The sequence below is a fragment of the Rhizobium sp. CRRU65 genome, assembly GCF_048551595.1.
Taxonomy (GTDB): domain Bacteria; phylum Pseudomonadota; class Alphaproteobacteria; order Rhizobiales; family Rhizobiaceae; genus Rhizobium; species Rhizobium leguminosarum_J.
On sequence record NZ_JBLYZH010000004.1, the window covers coordinates 170,680 to 185,364 of the forward strand.

The following is a 14,685-nucleotide window of genomic DNA, read 5'->3' on the forward strand; positions in this document are numbered from 1 at the left end:
CATGGAATGCGGCCGAAGCAAGGATTTGGTCGTGAGGAGCTTTGCATGTTCAATGGGTCCATTCCCGCCCTCGTCACCCCCTTCACGGATGCCGGACTGATCGACGAAGACAGCTTCGCCGCTCATGTCGACTGGCAGATCAAGGAAGGCAGCGGTGGTCTCGTTCCGGTCGGCACGACAGGCGAATCCCCGACGCTGTCGCATGCCGAGCACAAACGGGTGGTCGAACTGTGCATCGAAGTTGCCGCAAAACGCGTTCCCGTCATGGCCGGCGCCGGCTCGAACAATACACGTGAGGCGATCGAGCTTGCCCAGCATGCCGAAAAGGTCGGTGCGAACGCCGTTCTGGTCGTCACGCCCTATTACAACAAGCCGACGCAGAAGGGTTTGATCGCCCATTTTTCGGCGATCGCCGAGGCCGTCGATCTGCCGATCTATATCTACAATATCCCCGGCCGCTCGGTGGTAGACATGACGCCGGAAACGATGGGTGCGCTCGCCAAGGCGCACAAAAATATCGTCGGCGTCAAGGATGCGACGGGCAAGATCGAGCGCGTCTCCGAGCAGCGCATCACCTGCGGCGCGGATTTCAGACAATTATCCGGCGAGGATGCGACGGCGCTCGGCTTCAACGCCCATGGCGGTGTCGGCTGTATTTCGGTAACGGCCAATGTCGCCCCGCGCCTTTGCGCCGACTTCCAGGCGGCAACGCTGGCAGGCGACTATGCCCGCGCCCTGGAATATCAGGATCGGCTGATGCCGCTCCACAAGGCGATCTTCCTTGAGCCGGGTCTTTGCGGCGCCAAATACGGGCTCTCCAAACTTGGCCGGATGAGCCGCAACGTTCGTTCGCCCCTGCTTTCGACGCTGGAGCCGGCAACGGAATCGGCGATTGACGCCGCGATGCGCCATGCAGGCCTGTTGAACTGACGAGACCGGCCGTCTTCACAAGACGGGGTCTCTCCCTTACATAGAGGGCAAGGAATGAGGGCGCGGCTTTTCGCGCTCTAAAAAAGCAATTGGAATATCGTCATGGCCCCCAAAGGCAGCCAGCGCGTGGTGAACAAGATCGTGGCCGAAAACCGCAAGGCCCGCTTCAACTACGAGATCATCGATACTTACGAGGCGGGCATCGTGCTGATGGGCACGGAGGTCAAGTCGCTGCGCGAAGGCAAGGCCAATATCGCCGAATCCTACGCCTCGGATGAGGGCGGTGAGATCTGGCTGATCAATTCCTATCTGCCGGAATATCTGCAGGCCAACCGCTTCAATCACGAGCCGCGCCGGCGCCGCAAGCTGCTGCTGTCGGGCCGTGAAATCCATCGTCTGCGCTCTGCCATCAACCGCGAAGGCATGACGCTGATCCCGCTGAAGATCTATTTCAACGATCGCGGTCGGGCGAAGATGGAACTGGCGCTCGCCAAGGGTAAGAAATTGCACGACAAGCGCGAATCCGAGAAGGAGCGCGATTGGAACCGGCAGAAGAGCCGCCTGCTGAAGGCTCATGGCTGACCGCGCTGCCGTGGTTTATGATCACGTCCTGATCGTCGCGGCCAATCCGGTTCGGGATGATGGCGAGATCAATCCTCGAGATCACTGACCGGGGCGACTTCGACCGGGCGTGGCGCCCGCTCGGAGGGGTCGCGACCGATTTCAGCCTTCAGAGATAAGAGATCGATGAAATGATCGGCCTGACGGCGCAGGTCGTCGGCAATCATCGGCGGCTGGGTCGCCATGGTCGAGATCACCGAGACCTTGCGGCCTCTGCGCTGCAACGCCTCGACCAGGTTCGTGAAATCACCGTCGCCCGAGAAGATGACGAGATGATCGACCGTTTCGGACTGTTCCATGGCGTCGATCGCAAGCTCGATGTCCATGTTGCCCTTGATCTTTCGGCGGCCCATGGAATCCGTGAATTCCTTGGCGGGCTTGGTGACGACTTTGTAGCCGTTGTAGTCGAGCCAGTCGATCAGCGGCCGGATCGATGAATATTCCTGATCTTCGATCAGAGCGGTATAATAATACGCGCGCAGCAAATATCCGCGTTTCTGGAACGCTTTCAAGAGCTTGCGGTAATCTATGTCAAAGCCGAGGCTCTTGGATGCAGCGTAGAGATTGGCGCCGTCAATGAAGAGTGCAATTTTTTCGCGTGGGTCAAACATCGCTTACCAATCCAATGAGAGCAATCGAAATCCGCATGGGACAAACTTAAATAAAAACAATAGCTTGTGTTTCGATTTCGATCCGGTCCTTACTTTATGAATTATTCATATATGAAAGATTTAGGGCACGATTCGACATATTCCAAGCAACCTTCGGTGGAATTATGACATTCTCCATGGGAATCTAGCTCAGCCGCGGATAAAGACGAGGGGAGCCGGAATGAAAAACTTGTATTTGCCCGGTTTTAATTGTATCGGGCGTGTTAATCCCGAAATGACGACCGTAAAGGACAGGCAATGGCCCGTGTCACAGTTGAAGATTGCATCGACAAGGTGGAGAACCGCTTCGAGCTGGTTCTGCTCGCCAGCCACCGCGCCCGGCTGATTTCCCAGGGTGCCTCGATCACCATCGATCGCGACAACGACAAGAACCCTGTGGTGGCCCTGCGCGAAATTGCCGATGAGACGCTTTCGCCGGATGACCTCAAGGAAGATCTGATCCATTCGCTGCAGAAGCATGTCGAAGTCGACGAGCCCGAACCCGATCCGGCAAGCATGATCGCCGCCGGCGGTGTCGCCGCAGCCGACAGCGAAGAGCAGGACGACGTGCCGGAGACGATCACTTTCGACCAGATGTCGGAAGAAGAGCTGCTCGCCGGCATCGAAGGCCTGGTGCCGCCGGAAAAGAGCGACGACTACTAAGCGCGTCTGCCGGATCCTCTGTCGCATCGCATCAATGCGATCGCCCGGTCGCGCTGATGCGATCCGGAAAAAGCTGCATGCGATGCAAAAGAGCGACGATTACCAATCGTCAATCTTGCACCTTTATTGCTTAGGCATATTATTGCCCATGTGTGCGCCAATCGTTGATTGGCGCGCTTTTATTTTTATCGGAGTGGCTTTGGAATGATGCGGCAGTACGAGCTCGTGGAGCGGGTTCAGCAATACAAGCCCGATGCCAATGAAGCACTGCTGAACAAGGCCTATGTTTATGCCATGCAGAAACATGGCCAGCAAAAGCGCGCGAGCGGCGATCCCTATATTTCCCATCCGCTCGAGGTCGCCGCCATCCTCACCGACATGCACCTCGATGAATCGACGATCGCGGTAGCTCTGCTGCACGATACCATCGAGGACACGACGGCGACGCGCGCCGAAATCGATGAACTCTTCGGCGAGGATATCGGCCGCCTGGTCGAGGGTCTGACCAAGATCAAGAAGCTCGATCTCGTCACCAAAAAGGCCAAGCAGGCGGAAAACCTGCGCAAGCTGCTGCTCGCCATTTCCGACGATGTGCGCGTGCTGCTCGTCAAGCTTGCCGACCGCCTGCACAATATGCGCACCCTCGATCACATGTCGGCCGACAAGCGTGCCCGCATCTCCGAGGAGACGATGGAAATCTATGCGCCGCTCGCTGGCCGCATGGGCATGCAGGACATGCGCGAGGAACTCGAAGAGCTCTCCTTCCGGCATATGAACCCGGAAGCCTACGAGACCGTCACCAAAAGGCTGGAAGAGCTTTCGAAGCGCAACGAGGGCATCGTCAAGAAGATCGAGGCCGAGCTGCGCGACCTTTTGGTCGCAAGCGGCCTGACGAGCGCCTACGTCAAGGGCCGGCAGAAGAAGCCCTATTCGGTCTTCCGCAAGATGCAGTCGAAGTCGCTTTCCTTCGAGCAGCTTTCCGATGTCTACGGCTTCCGCCTGATCGTCGAGGATATCCCTTCCTGTTATCGGGCGCTCGGCATCGTCCACACGCGCTGGCGCGTCGTGCCCGGCCGCTTCAAGGACTATATCTCGACGCCGAAGCAGAACGATTACCGTTCGCTGCACACCACCATCGTCGGTCCTTCCAGCCAGCGCATCGAACTGCAGATCCGCACCAAGCGCATGCACGAAATCGCCGAATTCGGCATCGCCGCCCACACGCTCTATAAGGACGGCGCCACCAATGCCGATGGCGACATCCTTTCTCGCGAATCCAATGCCTATTCCTGGCTGCGCCATACGATCGAGGCGCTGGCCGAGGGCGACAGCCCGGAAGAATTCCTCGAGCACACCAAGCTCGAGCTGTTCCAGGACCAGGTCTTCTGCTTCACGCCGAAGGGCAAGCTGATTGCCTTGCCGCGTGGCGCCACCCCGATCGATTTCGCCTATGCGGTGCACACCAATATCGGCGATACCACGGTGGGCGCCAAGATCAACGGCCGCATCATGCCGCTGGTGACGCGGCTTGCGAATGGCGACGAGGTCGAGATCATCCGCTCCGGCGTGCAGGTTCCGCCGGCCGCCTGGGAGGAGATCGTCGTGACCGGCAAGGCGCGCGCCGCCATCCGTCGCGCCACCCGCATGGCGATCCGCAAGCAATATGCCGGCCTCGGCCACCGCATTCTCGAGCGCACCTTCAACAGGGCCGGCAAGATTTTCTCGCGCGAGGCGATGAAGCCGGCGCTGCACCGTCTCGGCCAGAAGGATGTCGAGGATGCGATCGCCGCTGTCGGCCGCGGCGAAATGTCTTCGCTCGACGTGCTGCGCGCCGTCTATCCTGATCATCAGGACGAGCGCGTCACCGTGAAGCCCTCCGGCGATGACGGCTGGTTCAACGTCCGCAGCGCCGCCGGCATGATCTTCAAGATCCCCGGCAAGACCAAGGCAGGGCACGACGGCGGCCATTCGGAAATCGACGCCGATGCCGATATCGGGCCGATCCGCGGCCTGTCCGGCAATGTCGACGTCAAGTTCGCGCCGACCGGTGCCGTGCCCGGCGATCGCATCGTCGGCATCATGGACCAGGGCAAGGGCATCACCATCTATCCGATCCAGTCGCCGAGCCTGCAGCGCTTCGACGATCAGCCCGACCGCTGGATCGACGTCCGCTGGGATCTCGACGAAGCCAATAAGTCGCGTTTCATGGCGCGCATCATGGTGAATGGGCTGAATGAACCCGGCACGCTTGCCAAGGTCGCCCAGACGGTGGCCGGCATCGACGTCAATATCCGCTTGCTGAACACGGTGCGGGTGGCGGCCGATTTCACCGAAATGATGCTCGAGGTCGAGGTCTGGGACCTGCGTCAGCTCAACCAGCTGCTCGCCCAGATGAAGGAACTGGATTGCATCGCCACGGTCCGGCGGCTCTACGAGTAAGTTTTTATTAAGCCCTCAGGGATTTGAGCGAAAAATTGCACATTTTATGGTCGTTTTAGGATCGGAATGGCGCATCAAAAAGGCGAGTAATGCAGTGAGTGCATGGCTGTCTCCATGTTGCGGTGGTGGTAATTAACCTCTGCTAGGCCTATCTTCTGGTCATCGAAACGTAAACAGAAGATGAGACAACGTAATGTTTGACCCTATTAAGAAATTCGCTCGTGCCTTTCGCGCTCCGACCACGCAGGAACGTGAAATGGCATATTTGGATGGCTCGTTCGACCGTATCGACCTCGAGTTTCGTCAGCGCCAGGTCGATCGCGGTCTGTTCCGTAATCGCTGACACCAAACTTATACTTGAGACGAGTGAGGGACGTTATGCATAACGGACGCCCCTCGGCATGAAGAAGCTCCTCTTCACAGAGAGAAATGAGGGGCGGATTTTCGAGCGGTATCATTTGCCGCTCTTGTCATGGTGGTGTGCACTGCACTAAATACCGGCCATGTTGTTTCGCCGTCGCAAACCTGCGGGATTCAAGGAAAAGATGCGGGAGCTTTTATGGCCTCGCAAGGGTTTCCTTCGCCCGATCCGTTACCTGACAATGCGCGTCCTGCACCTGAGCGCTTCGCCGCATGCGGTTGCCGCCGGCGTCGCTGCGGGTGTCTTCGTCTCGTGGACGCCTTTCATCGGCGTGCATTTCGTCATGGCTTTCGTCATCACCTATTTCCTCTCCGGTAGCATGGTGGCCGCCGCCCTCGGCTGCGCCGCCTTCGGCAATCCGCTGACCTATCCCTTTATCTGGGGGATCACCTGGGAGATCGGACATTTGCTGTTGAGCCGCAAGGATCAACTGGCCGGTCAGACGGTGGATCTCGCCGCCCTTTTCCACAAGCTGAACTTCACTGAGCTATGGAGGCCGGTGCTGGAGCCGATGCTGGTCGGCGCCATCCCGCCGGCGATCGTCACTTCCGTTGCGCTCTATGCGCTGACGTTCTACACCGCCAGGGGTTTTCAGACGCGCCGGCATATACGGTTGATGGAGCGGGCGCGCCTGCGCCTTGCCGTTCCAGCCGGCAACATGCCGAGCGTATGAACCCGATCAAGAATTCTTAAGCGACGGAAGGCTCCGGCATGATCATCGGCATTGGCAGCGATCTGATCGACATTCGCCGTGTCGAGAAATCCATCGAGCGCTTCGGCGAGCGTTTCACCCATCGTTGCTTCACCGAGATCGAGCGCGCCCGTTCCGACAAGCGGGCAAACCGTGCCGCATCCTATGCCAAGCGTTTTGCCGCCAAGGAGGCCTGTTCCAAGGCGCTCGGCACCGGCATAGCGCAGGGCGTCTTCTGGAAGGACATGGGCGTCGTCAACCTGCCGAGCGGCAAGCCGACCATGCTTTTATCGGGCGGCGCCGCGCTGATCCTCGAATCACTGCTGCCCGTGGGCCACAGGCCCGCCATTCATTTGACAATAACGGATGATTATCCCTTGGCGCAGGCCTTCGTCATTATCGAGGCGTTGCCCGAGAGCCTCTGATCGTGACCTCGGGAGCGTTGATCGCGACCTCGGGCGCTGTTGATCGCGACCTCTCGTCGCTTTTGATGTTGTCGCCATTGCCGCAACCGGTCGAAGCCGCTAGAGAGAACGACAGAAAGAATTGCGCCGCCGCGGCGTCTTGAAGGAATAAGACTGCGTGTCCGAAAAAGTCGAAGCCAAGCCGAACGCCCTCTGGGAAAATATCAAAGTCATCATCCAGGCGCTGATTCTGGCGATGGTGATCCGAACGGTGCTGTTCCAGCCCTTTACCATTCCGTCCGGTTCGATGATGCCGACGCTGCTGGTCGGCGACTACATCTTCGTCAACAAGTTCGCTTACGGCTATTCGAAATATTCGCTGCCCTTCTCGCCAGATGTTTTCAGCGGCCGCCTGTTCGGCGCCGATCCGAAGCGTGGCGACATCGTCGTCTTCCGTTTCCCGCCGAACCCCGAAATCGACTATATCAAGCGCTGCATCGGCCTGCCCGGCGACCGTATCCAGGTTACCGACGGCGTGCTCTACGTCAACGGCAAGCCGGTTCCGAAGGTGGCGGACGGTGCGTTCACTTCGGATTACAAGCTCGACCCGGGCGAGGACGTGCCGGTGTTCCGCGAAACGCTCGACGACGGCAAGTCCTACGACACGCTCGATCAGTCGCCGGTGTCGCGTGGCGATAACACCCGCGAATTCATCGTGCCGGAAGGCCATTATTTCATGATGGGCGACAACCGCGACAACTCGCTCGACAGCCGCTTCGACGTCGGCTTCGTGCCTGCCGAAAATCTTGTCGGCCGTGCCAGCGTCATCTTCTTCTCGCTCGGCAACGACACCTCCTTCCGCGAAATCTGGAAGTGGCCGACGAACATGCGTTGGGACCGCCTCTTCAAGGTTGTTGAATGAGTAAGGCGCAGACGCTTTCTGCGGCGGACCGCGCAAAGCTTGAAGCCCTGATCGGTCATGACTTCGCTGAAAAGGAACGCCTGGATCGCGCGCTGACCCATGCCAGCGCCCGCACCGAAAAGGGCGGCAATTACGAACGGCTGGAATTCCTCGGCGACAGGGTCCTTGGGCTCTGCATCGCCGAGCTTCTGTTCCGCACCTTCGGCACAGCAGGAGAAGGCGAGCTCTCGGTTCGCCTCAACCAGCTCGTCAGCGCCGAAACCTGTGCCGCGGTCGCCGATGAACTCAATCTTCATCTCTATATCCGCACCGGCGCCGATGTGAAGAAACTGACCGGCAAGCGGATGATGAACGTGCGCGCCGACGTCGTCGAAAGCCTGATCGCCGCGATCTATCTCGACGGCGGCCTCGAAGTCGCCCGCCGGTTCATTCTGCGTTACTGGCAGGGCAGGGCGGTGCGGGCCGATGGCGCCAAGCGCGACGCCAAGACCGAGCTGCAGGAGTGGTCGCATGCGAAATTCGGCGTCACGCCGATCTACCGGGTTGATGAACGCAGCGGACCGGATCATGATCCACGCTTCAAGGTGACGGTGGAAGTTGCTGGCATTAAGCCCGAAACCGGCGTAGAGCGGTCGAAGCGTGCCGCCGAACAGGTCGCGGCAACGAAGATGCTTGAGCGCGAAGGCATTTGGCAGCAATCGCCTGCCGGAAACTGACGGGACAATGACACAAGAAGAAGAGATCGCGGCCGAAGCTGCCGCAGAAACCAATGGTCCGACGCATTCGGGCTTTGTCGCGCTTATCGGGCCGACCAATGCCGGAAAGTCGACGCTGGTGAACCGCCTCGTCGGCGCCAAGGTCTCGATCGTCAGCCATAAGGTGCAGACGACGCGGGCCATCGTCCGCGGCATCGCGATCCATGACAATGCCCAGATCGTCTTCATGGATACGCCTGGTATCTTCAAGCCGCGCCGCCGGCTTGACCGCGCGATGGTGACCTCGGCCTGGGGCGGTGCGAGGGATGCCGATCTGATCGTGCTGCTGATCGACAGCGAGCGCGGCCTGCGCGGCGATGCGGAAGCCATCCTCGAAGGCCTCAAGGAAGTCCGGCAGCCGAAGATCCTGCTGCTCAACAAGATCGACCGCGTCAACCGCGAGGATCTGCTGGCACTGGCCGCTGCCGCCAACGAGAAGATCGCTTTCGAGCGCACCTTCATGATCTCCGCCGAAAACGGCTCCGGCTGCGACGACCTCATGGACTATCTGGCGAAAACGCTGCCGGAGGGGCCGTGGTACTATCCGGAAGACCAGATCTCCGATCTGCCGATGCGCCAGCTCGCCGCCGAGATTACCCGCGAGAAGCTGTTTCTGCGCCTGCACCAGGAGCTTCCCTATGCCTCGCATGTCGAAACGGAGACGTGGGAAGAGCGCAAGGACGGCTCGGTGCGGATCGAGCAGGTGATCTATCTCGAGCGTGACAGCCAGAAGAAGATCGCGCTCGGCAAGGGTGGTGAAACCATCAAGGCGATCTCGACTGCATCGCGCAAGGAATTGTCGCAGATCCTCGAACAGCCGGTCCATCTCTTCCTGTTCGTCAAGGTTCGCGAAAATTGGGGTGATGATCCCGAGCGGTTCCGCGAAATGGGTCTCGATTTCCCGAAATAAGCATGGCAAGGATTTCGCCGGGTTGGCGCCAGCCCTTTGTTTCCGCATAAAAAATCCGCCTCGCTCATGGAACAAATCCATGCTTTGCGCATTCCTTGATGAACGGCGCGCCAATGTTGGCGCGCCGATTTTGCGACGGCGGGGGCAAGTATGGCGACGTCGAGACCCATCAATTCTTTCAAGACCCCTTGCGAGCAATGTCCTTTGCGGCCCCTGCCGCATTTCAGGGAATTCAGCCGTGACGAGCTGGAATTCGTTTCGAGCTTCAAGAGGGGTGAGCTTGCCGTCGATGCCGGCTCCACCATCCTCGTCGAGGGCGCACATAGCGCTCACCTCTTCACGGTGCTTGCCGGCTGGGGCTTCCGCTACAAGATGCTGGAGGACGGGCGCCGCCAAATTCTGAACTATATCATGCCGGGCGACCTGGTCGGTCTGCAGGGAACGATTGCCGGTGAAATGCAGCATTCCGTCGAAGCGCTTTCGCCCGTGTCCCTTTGTGTCTTCGAGCGTGACAGGCTGATGACGCTCTACAACAAGCACGCCTCGCTCGCCTTCGACATCACCTGGATCGCCGCGCGCGAGGAGCGCATCCTGGATGAGCATCTCCTGAGCATCGGCCGCCGCACGGCGCTGGAAAGAGCAGCCTACCTGATCGCTTTCCTGTTCGAGCGCGGCCGGAAGCTCAATATCTTCAACGGCCGCAAATTCATCCCCATCACCCAGCAGCACATTGCCGACACGCTCGGCCTTTCCATCGTTCATACCAACAAGACCTTGAAAAAGCTCAGCGAACGTGGGTTGATCCGCTGGCAGGAGCGCGGCTGCGAGGTGCTGAACGGCGAGGAGTTGATGGCGATCGCCGGCTGGGAAGGGCTCGGAGAGGGCAAACGCCCCTTCATCTAAAGCGCGTTGCGATCTTTCAGATTCGCGCCTCGCGCTTTAGGTCTTTGTTTTGCGCATGCCGCTGTCGCAAAACCGCTGCACACTTTTGCGCGACATGCCTGGCCAAGCAGCTTGGTTATGTCTTTTTTAAATGCAGATTAGCAGCAGGCAAAATAAACTCGGCCGTCGTCTTTCCTCCGATTTTGATTCTTATCGACCGGGCAGAAAAATGGTTTATTCAGAAAAGGTGGCGGAATTCACCGATAGCGTGCCATGCGGGGCACCGGAGGGCAATGATGTTGGCGAAACGGCCGGGGCGCTGCGACAGGCGCCCGACGAGGGGCATCGAATCATGAGCGCAATCCGTGTTCTGGTTCTTGAAGACAGTTTGATCATCGCGATGGAGGCGGAGGATATTCTGCGCCTGGCCGGCGTCGAGAGCATCGATATCGTCGGCAGTTTGGAACAGGCGAGGGCTGCCATCGCTGCGGAGAAATATGATTTCGCCCTTCTTGACGTCAATCTCGGCGAGGGCATGAGTTTCGGATTTGCCCGCCATCTTCTCGATATCGGCATCCCTTTCGGCTTCGTTAGCGGCTATTCCGATACCGGCGATTTCCCGCCTGACCTGCAGCACATACCGCTTCTGGTGAAGCCGTTCGACGAGACGGCGATGCGGGAATTCCTGCAGAGGCTTTTCCCGGCTGTCGCCTGAAGGGGTCCATGACGAAGCCAGGCCTTGCATTGCAGCGCGTCTTTTCAGACGCGCAAAGGACGCTGTAACGCGTTGAATTATGCAGTAGGATGGATTCGTCAGCCGTAAGGACTTCTTTCGATGCAGTGGCAGGACCATGCGATCATTCTGGGCGTTAAACGCCACGGGGAGACGAGCGTCATCGTCGAGGTGATGACGCGTGATCGTGGCCGCCATCTCGGCCTGGTGCGCTCCGGACGCTCGCGCGCCATGCAGCCGGTGCTGCAGGCGGGCAATGCCGTGGAAGTCATCTGGCGTGCCCGGCTTGACGAGCATCTGGGCGAATTTCGCGTTGAGCCGGTGACGCTGCGCGCTGCCCGGCTGATGGAAACGGCGACCGCCGTCTACGGTGTCCAGGCGATGGGTGCGCTGCTGCGGCTGCTGCCGGAGCGTGATCCGCATCCGCACCTCTTCGATGCGCTTGAGGTCATCCTCGATCACCTGCATAACCCGGCCGATGCTGGCGAACTCTTCGTGCGTTTCGAGCTTGCGGTGCTGAATGATCTCGGCTTCGGCCTCGATCTTGCCGAATGCGCCGCGACGGGCGCCCGTTCCGATCTCGTCTATGTCTCGCCGAAATCCGGCCGCGCCGTCAGCCGCGCTGCTGGTGCGCCCTGGGCGGACAAGATGCTGCTCCTGCCGCCGTTCCTCCGCATCGAAGGCAATCATGCGGCCGACTTCGAAAGTCTCTCAGCCGCATTCCGTCTGACAGGGTTCTTTCTGCATCGCCATGTCTACGAGCCGCGCGGGATCGAAGCCGTAGCAGCCCGCGACGGCTTCGTTCAGGCGGCACTCAAGGCGCTTAATCCAACCCCACGGACGCTTTCTGTTCCGAACGGTGTTTCCGCCTGACCTCCGTTTTTTACCGGTGCAAAACATCCTCCGGATTTGGCGGTTTACCCGCTCATGAGCGCCTCCTATGTCTTCACAGGACTGCCAATCAAGGAGGATCTCATGCTGACCAAGCCCGCATCATCGACAACGATCACGCTCTGGAATGGCCGCGAAATACCGCGTCTCGGCATGGGATGCTGGGCGATCGGCGGTCCCTTCTTCGCCGGCGACACGCCGCTAGGCTGGGGTGATGTCGACGACGATGAATCCGTGGAAGCGATTCACCGCGCCATCGAACTCGGCATCCGCTTCTTCGACACGGCCTCGAACTACGGCGCTGGCCACTCGGAGGAAGTGCTCGGTCGGGCGATCGGCAATCGCGACGATATCGTCATCGCCACCAAGTTCGGCTTCGCCACCGATCCGGAAACCAAGCAGGCAACCGGCGCCTTCGCCGATGAGGCCTTCATCCGCCGTTCGGTCGAGACCTCGCTGCGCCGCCTCGAGCGCGATCGTCTCGATCTCCTGCAGTTCCACCTCAATGATTTTCCGCTGGAACAGTCGGATGCCGTCTTCGATACGCTGGAGGCGCTGCGCGCCGAAGGCAAGATCGATGCGTTCGGCTGGAGCACCGATTTTCCCGATCGTGCCGCCCATCATACCAGCCGCCAGGGGTACGTCTCGATCCAGCATACGATGAATGTTTTCGAACCGGTGCCGGAGATGATCTCGGTGATCGAGGGGAAAGGCCTGATGTCAATCAATCGCGGTCCGCTGGCGATGGGGCTGCTGACCGGCAAGTTCACCGCCGACAAGGCAGTGGGCGCCAAGGATGTCCGTGGGGCGGCCCTCGACTGGATGGTCTATTTCAAGGACGGGCGTATTGCCCCGGAATTCGCCGCACGGCTCGATGCCGTCCGCGATCTCCTGACATCAGGCGGCCGCACGCTGACGCAGGGCGCGCTTGCCTGGCTCTGGGCACGCTCGCCGCGCACCCTTCCCATTCCGGGCTTCCGCACTGTTGCCCAGGTGGAGGAAAATGCCGGCGCGTTGGAAAAAGGACCGTTGCCGGCCGATATCATGGCGGGCATCGATGCCGCGCTCGATCGCGTGTGATGCTCTAACTCTTTGTTTTCACGCAATTCCGGACGGAAAACCGCTTCGCACTCTTCCCGGAATTGCTCTATGCTGCGGCGCCGCGCTTAAGCGCCCAGCCTTCCGGCCTCTCTTCAACGATGCGGACGGTGTCACCGATTGTGATCCTGCCGCTGCCGCGCGGCGTGACGTTCCAGCCGAAGAGCGGGCCCGGCACGCGCCGGTCGGCCGACATGCGGATGCGGCCCATGGCCGGCATCGGGTTTGGTCCCTCGCGGGACCCGGTCAACTGGTCCTGAGTCGTCATGATGCAGCGGGAGCAGGGCTTGACGAGATCGAAGCGGATGCCGGCGATCTCGATCGCCGCCCAGCGGTCCTCCGGCCAGGCCTCGTCGGTATCGACGACGATGTTCGGACGAAAGCGTTCCATGCCGACACTGCCTTTGCCATGGGCGGCGAGATCGGCATTTAACGCTTTCAGCGAGCCGGTCGTCGTTACCAGGATCTGATAGCCGTCGGTAAAGGTGACGGGCGTGGCTTCACCGGCCCATTCGGCATTCGCCGTCCGCCGTGCCTGCCCGTCGAAGAAGACGAGGCGCACCTCGCGGCCAAGCCATTCGGAAAGCTGCCGGTTGCTCACCGGATCGGCGACGGCGGCGCTGACGACAGATTTCCATACAGTCACATCCATGCGGGTTTCAGGCCGAGGCGGCGCTACCGATATGTCCGTTTTCCCCTGCATCAGCAGCCGAAAGGCGCTCGCTTCCGGTCGCACTTCGATGCGCGCGAGGTCGGGCAACTCGCGCTGGGTGATGAAGTGCCCTTGCGCATCGGTGATCATCGCCCGCCGGTCGCCGGGAAGCCCATAGGCGTCGATGTCGGCGGCCGGCAGCGCAATGCCGCGGGCGCTCTTGAGCGGGTAGATGAAGAGGTCGCTGACACGCATGTTGTGCTCCTAGATTTCATCCATGAAGGCCGAGAGGAATTCGCGCAGGCTTTTATCGCGCGCGGCCGCCAGCCTGCGGCCGGTCTCGGTCTGGAATCCTTCCGCCAGTTTGAACAGCTTCGTCTCGAAATGGTCAATGGCATAACGCTTGTCATCGAACGGGCGGTCCGCTGCCGCCGGGTCGAACGGATCGTAGAGCCTGGATCCCAGTCGCCCGGCGATATAGAAGCAGCGTGCGACGCCGACCATGCCGATCGCGTCCAGCCGGTCGGCATCCTGCAGGATCTTCGCCTCCAGCGTCTGCGGCGTCACCCCGGCCGAGAAACTGTGCGCGGTGATTGCGTGGGCTGCGTCTTCGATATCGGCCTCGCTCCAGCCGAGTTCCGCCAGGATCGCCGATGCCTTCTCCGCCGCCAAAGCCGATGCTTTTGCCCGCAGCGGCGAATTCTTCTCGACGGCGACGCAGTCGTGCAGCAGCACGGAAGCGGCAAGAACTCGCCCGTCGCCGCCTTCTTCCGCATGGATGCGCATGGCATTCCTGAAGACGCGCAGAATATGGGCAAGATCGTGCGAGCCGTCGTCGCCGTCGGCCGCATGCGCAATCAGCGCCGCGGCAAGCGTTTCGTGTGGGGAGAAGGCTTCAGCCGCCAACATAGCGCCACCTGTCATGAGGAAGATCGTTTTCCGCCGATAGGCATCGGCGCGGAATGGAATGCGGGCGGTAAAAGGATGCGACAACGAAGATCTCAGGAATCGCAGCCGAATTTG

General features: G+C 60.1%; 17 protein-coding genes. 14 read left to right on the forward strand and 3 right to left on the reverse strand.

From position 1 onward, the window contains the following. Positions 1 to 45: 45 nt before the first annotated feature. Together dapA and smpB are read left to right on the forward strand one after the other, a co-directional pair. Positions 46 to 930 carry a 4-hydroxy-tetrahydrodipicolinate synthase gene (dapA, locus tag ACM5SV_RS09820; protein ID WP_012756782.1) on the forward strand — a complete coding sequence of 295 codons (885 nt, stop codon included), beginning with the start codon at positions 46 to 48 and terminating at the stop codon, positions 928 to 930. Positions 931 to 1,032: 102 nt separating this feature from the next. Beyond that, a complete protein-coding gene (gene smpB / locus ACM5SV_RS09825) occupies positions 1,033 to 1,512 on the forward strand; it encodes an SsrA-binding protein SmpB (RefSeq protein WP_003558077.1) in 480 nt (159 codons plus the stop codon). Between the two features lie 68 nt (positions 1,513 to 1,580). Here the strand turns inward: smpB and ACM5SV_RS09830 are convergent, their stop codons facing one another. Then, positions 1,581 to 2,162, reverse strand: coding sequence for an NYN domain-containing protein (locus ACM5SV_RS09830; protein WP_012756783.1), 582 nt, complete (start codon positions 2,160 to 2,162; stop codon positions 1,581 to 1,583). A 297-nt stretch (positions 2,163 to 2,459) separates the two neighbouring features. Between ACM5SV_RS09830 and rpoZ the strand changes: the two genes are divergently transcribed. From rpoZ to ACM5SV_RS09890, 12 genes are all read left to right on the forward strand, one after another. Next, entirely contained in the window at positions 2,460 to 2,864 is a 405-nt protein-coding gene (gene rpoZ, locus ACM5SV_RS09835) for a DNA-directed RNA polymerase subunit omega (protein WP_003558080.1), read from the forward strand. 204 nt (positions 2,865 to 3,068) lie between these two features. Next, the gene (locus ACM5SV_RS09840; protein ID WP_012756784.1) at positions 3,069 to 5,303 is read left to right on the forward strand and encodes a RelA/SpoT family protein; all 2,235 of its coding nucleotides are present in this window, start codon (positions 3,069 to 3,071) and stop codon (positions 5,301 to 5,303) included. Positions 5,304 to 5,496: 193 nt separating this feature from the next. Next, positions 5,497 to 5,646, forward strand: a complete 150-nt coding sequence (locus tag ACM5SV_RS09845) for a DUF3563 family protein (RefSeq protein ID WP_012756785.1) — start codon at positions 5,497 to 5,499, stop codon at positions 5,644 to 5,646. A gap of 160 nt (positions 5,647 to 5,806) precedes the next feature. Next, positions 5,807 to 6,397, forward strand: coding sequence for a DUF2062 domain-containing protein (locus ACM5SV_RS09850; RefSeq protein WP_419425181.1), 591 nt, complete (start codon positions 5,807 to 5,809; stop codon positions 6,395 to 6,397). Positions 6,398 to 6,435: 38 nt separating this feature from the next. Continuing rightward, positions 6,436 to 6,840 (forward strand): holo-ACP synthase, encoded by a 405-nt coding sequence (gene acpS, locus ACM5SV_RS09855; protein WP_012756787.1) that lies wholly within the window; start codon positions 6,436 to 6,438, stop codon positions 6,838 to 6,840. 157 nt (positions 6,841 to 6,997) lie between these two features. Then, the gene (lepB, locus tag ACM5SV_RS09860) at positions 6,998 to 7,741 is read left to right on the forward strand and encodes a signal peptidase I (RefSeq protein WP_012756788.1); all 744 of its coding nucleotides are present in this window, start codon (positions 6,998 to 7,000) and stop codon (positions 7,739 to 7,741) included. After that, entirely contained in the window at positions 7,738 to 8,457 is a 720-nt protein-coding gene (rnc, locus tag ACM5SV_RS09865) for a ribonuclease III (protein WP_003546941.1), read from the forward strand. Before lepB ends, rnc begins: the two co-directional genes overlap by 4 nt. Before the next feature lie 7 nt (positions 8,458 to 8,464). Then, a complete protein-coding gene (era, locus tag ACM5SV_RS09870) occupies positions 8,465 to 9,406 on the forward strand; it encodes a GTPase Era (RefSeq protein WP_012756789.1) in 942 nt (313 codons plus the stop codon). Between the two features lie 150 nt (positions 9,407 to 9,556). Further along, the gene (locus tag ACM5SV_RS09875) at positions 9,557 to 10,309 is read left to right on the forward strand and encodes a Crp/Fnr family transcriptional regulator (protein ID WP_012756790.1); all 753 of its coding nucleotides are present in this window, start codon (positions 9,557 to 9,559) and stop codon (positions 10,307 to 10,309) included. 208 nt (positions 10,310 to 10,517) lie between these two features. Further along, positions 10,518 to 11,003, forward strand: coding sequence for a response regulator (locus ACM5SV_RS09880; RefSeq protein ID WP_012756791.1), 486 nt, complete (start codon positions 10,518 to 10,520; stop codon positions 11,001 to 11,003). A 120-nt stretch (positions 11,004 to 11,123) separates the two neighbouring features. After that, complete coding sequence (gene recO / locus ACM5SV_RS09885; protein WP_222014325.1) at positions 11,124 to 11,894, forward strand: DNA repair protein RecO; 771 nt, start codon at positions 11,124 to 11,126, stop codon at positions 11,892 to 11,894. A gap of 102 nt (positions 11,895 to 11,996) precedes the next feature. Further along, a complete protein-coding gene (locus tag ACM5SV_RS09890) occupies positions 11,997 to 12,992 on the forward strand; it encodes an aldo/keto reductase (protein WP_222014323.1) in 996 nt (331 codons plus the stop codon). 67 nt (positions 12,993 to 13,059) lie between these two features. On the opposite strand, the gene ACM5SV_RS09895 is transcribed toward ACM5SV_RS09890, so the two are convergent. Next, on the reverse strand, positions 13,060 to 13,917 hold the full coding sequence (locus ACM5SV_RS09895; protein ID WP_222014322.1) for an MOSC domain-containing protein: 858 nt from the start codon (positions 13,915 to 13,917) through the stop codon (positions 13,060 to 13,062). Positions 13,918 to 13,926: 9 nt separating this feature from the next. Continuing rightward, positions 13,927 to 14,586, reverse strand: coding sequence for an HD domain-containing protein (locus ACM5SV_RS09900; RefSeq protein ID WP_222014460.1), 660 nt, complete (start codon positions 14,584 to 14,586; stop codon positions 13,927 to 13,929). Positions 14,587 to 14,685 lie beyond the last annotated feature (99 nt).

Coding starts and splice junctions, on each gene's coding strand:
- ACM5SV_RS09890 (WP_222014323.1), top strand. CDS start 11,997: ATGCTGACCAAGCCCGCATCATCGACAACGATCACGCTCTGGAATGGC.
- ACM5SV_RS09900 (WP_222014460.1), bottom strand. CDS start 14,586: ATGACAGGTGGCGCTATGTTGGCGGCTGAAGCCTTCTCCCCACACGAA.
- ACM5SV_RS09880 (WP_012756791.1), top strand. CDS start 10,518: ATGGTTTATTCAGAAAAGGTGGCGGAATTCACCGATAGCGTGCCATGC.
- rpoZ (WP_003558080.1), top strand. CDS start 2,460: ATGGCCCGTGTCACAGTTGAAGATTGCATCGACAAGGTGGAGAACCGC.
- ACM5SV_RS09895 (WP_222014322.1), bottom strand. CDS start 13,917: ATGCGTGTCAGCGACCTCTTCATCTACCCGCTCAAGAGCGCCCGCGGC.
- ACM5SV_RS09830 (WP_012756783.1), bottom strand. CDS start 2,162: ATGTTTGACCCACGCGAAAAAATTGCACTCTTCATTGACGGCGCCAAT.
- ACM5SV_RS09850 (WP_419425181.1), top strand. CDS start 5,807: ATGTTGTTTCGCCGTCGCAAACCTGCGGGATTCAAGGAAAAGATGCGG.
- era (WP_012756789.1), top strand. CDS start 8,465: ATGACACAAGAAGAAGAGATCGCGGCCGAAGCTGCCGCAGAAACCAAT.
- ACM5SV_RS09875 (WP_012756790.1), top strand. CDS start 9,557: ATGGCGACGTCGAGACCCATCAATTCTTTCAAGACCCCTTGCGAGCAA.
- rnc (WP_003546941.1), top strand. CDS start 7,738: ATGAGTAAGGCGCAGACGCTTTCTGCGGCGGACCGCGCAAAGCTTGAA.
- smpB (WP_003558077.1), top strand. CDS start 1,033: ATGGCCCCCAAAGGCAGCCAGCGCGTGGTGAACAAGATCGTGGCCGAA.
- recO (WP_222014325.1), top strand. CDS start 11,124: ATGCAGTGGCAGGACCATGCGATCATTCTGGGCGTTAAACGCCACGGG.
- ACM5SV_RS09840 (WP_012756784.1), top strand. CDS start 3,069: ATGATGCGGCAGTACGAGCTCGTGGAGCGGGTTCAGCAATACAAGCCC.
- acpS (WP_012756787.1), top strand. CDS start 6,436: ATGATCATCGGCATTGGCAGCGATCTGATCGACATTCGCCGTGTCGAG.
- dapA (WP_012756782.1), top strand. CDS start 46: ATGTTCAATGGGTCCATTCCCGCCCTCGTCACCCCCTTCACGGATGCC.
- ACM5SV_RS09845 (WP_012756785.1), top strand. CDS start 5,497: ATGTTTGACCCTATTAAGAAATTCGCTCGTGCCTTTCGCGCTCCGACC.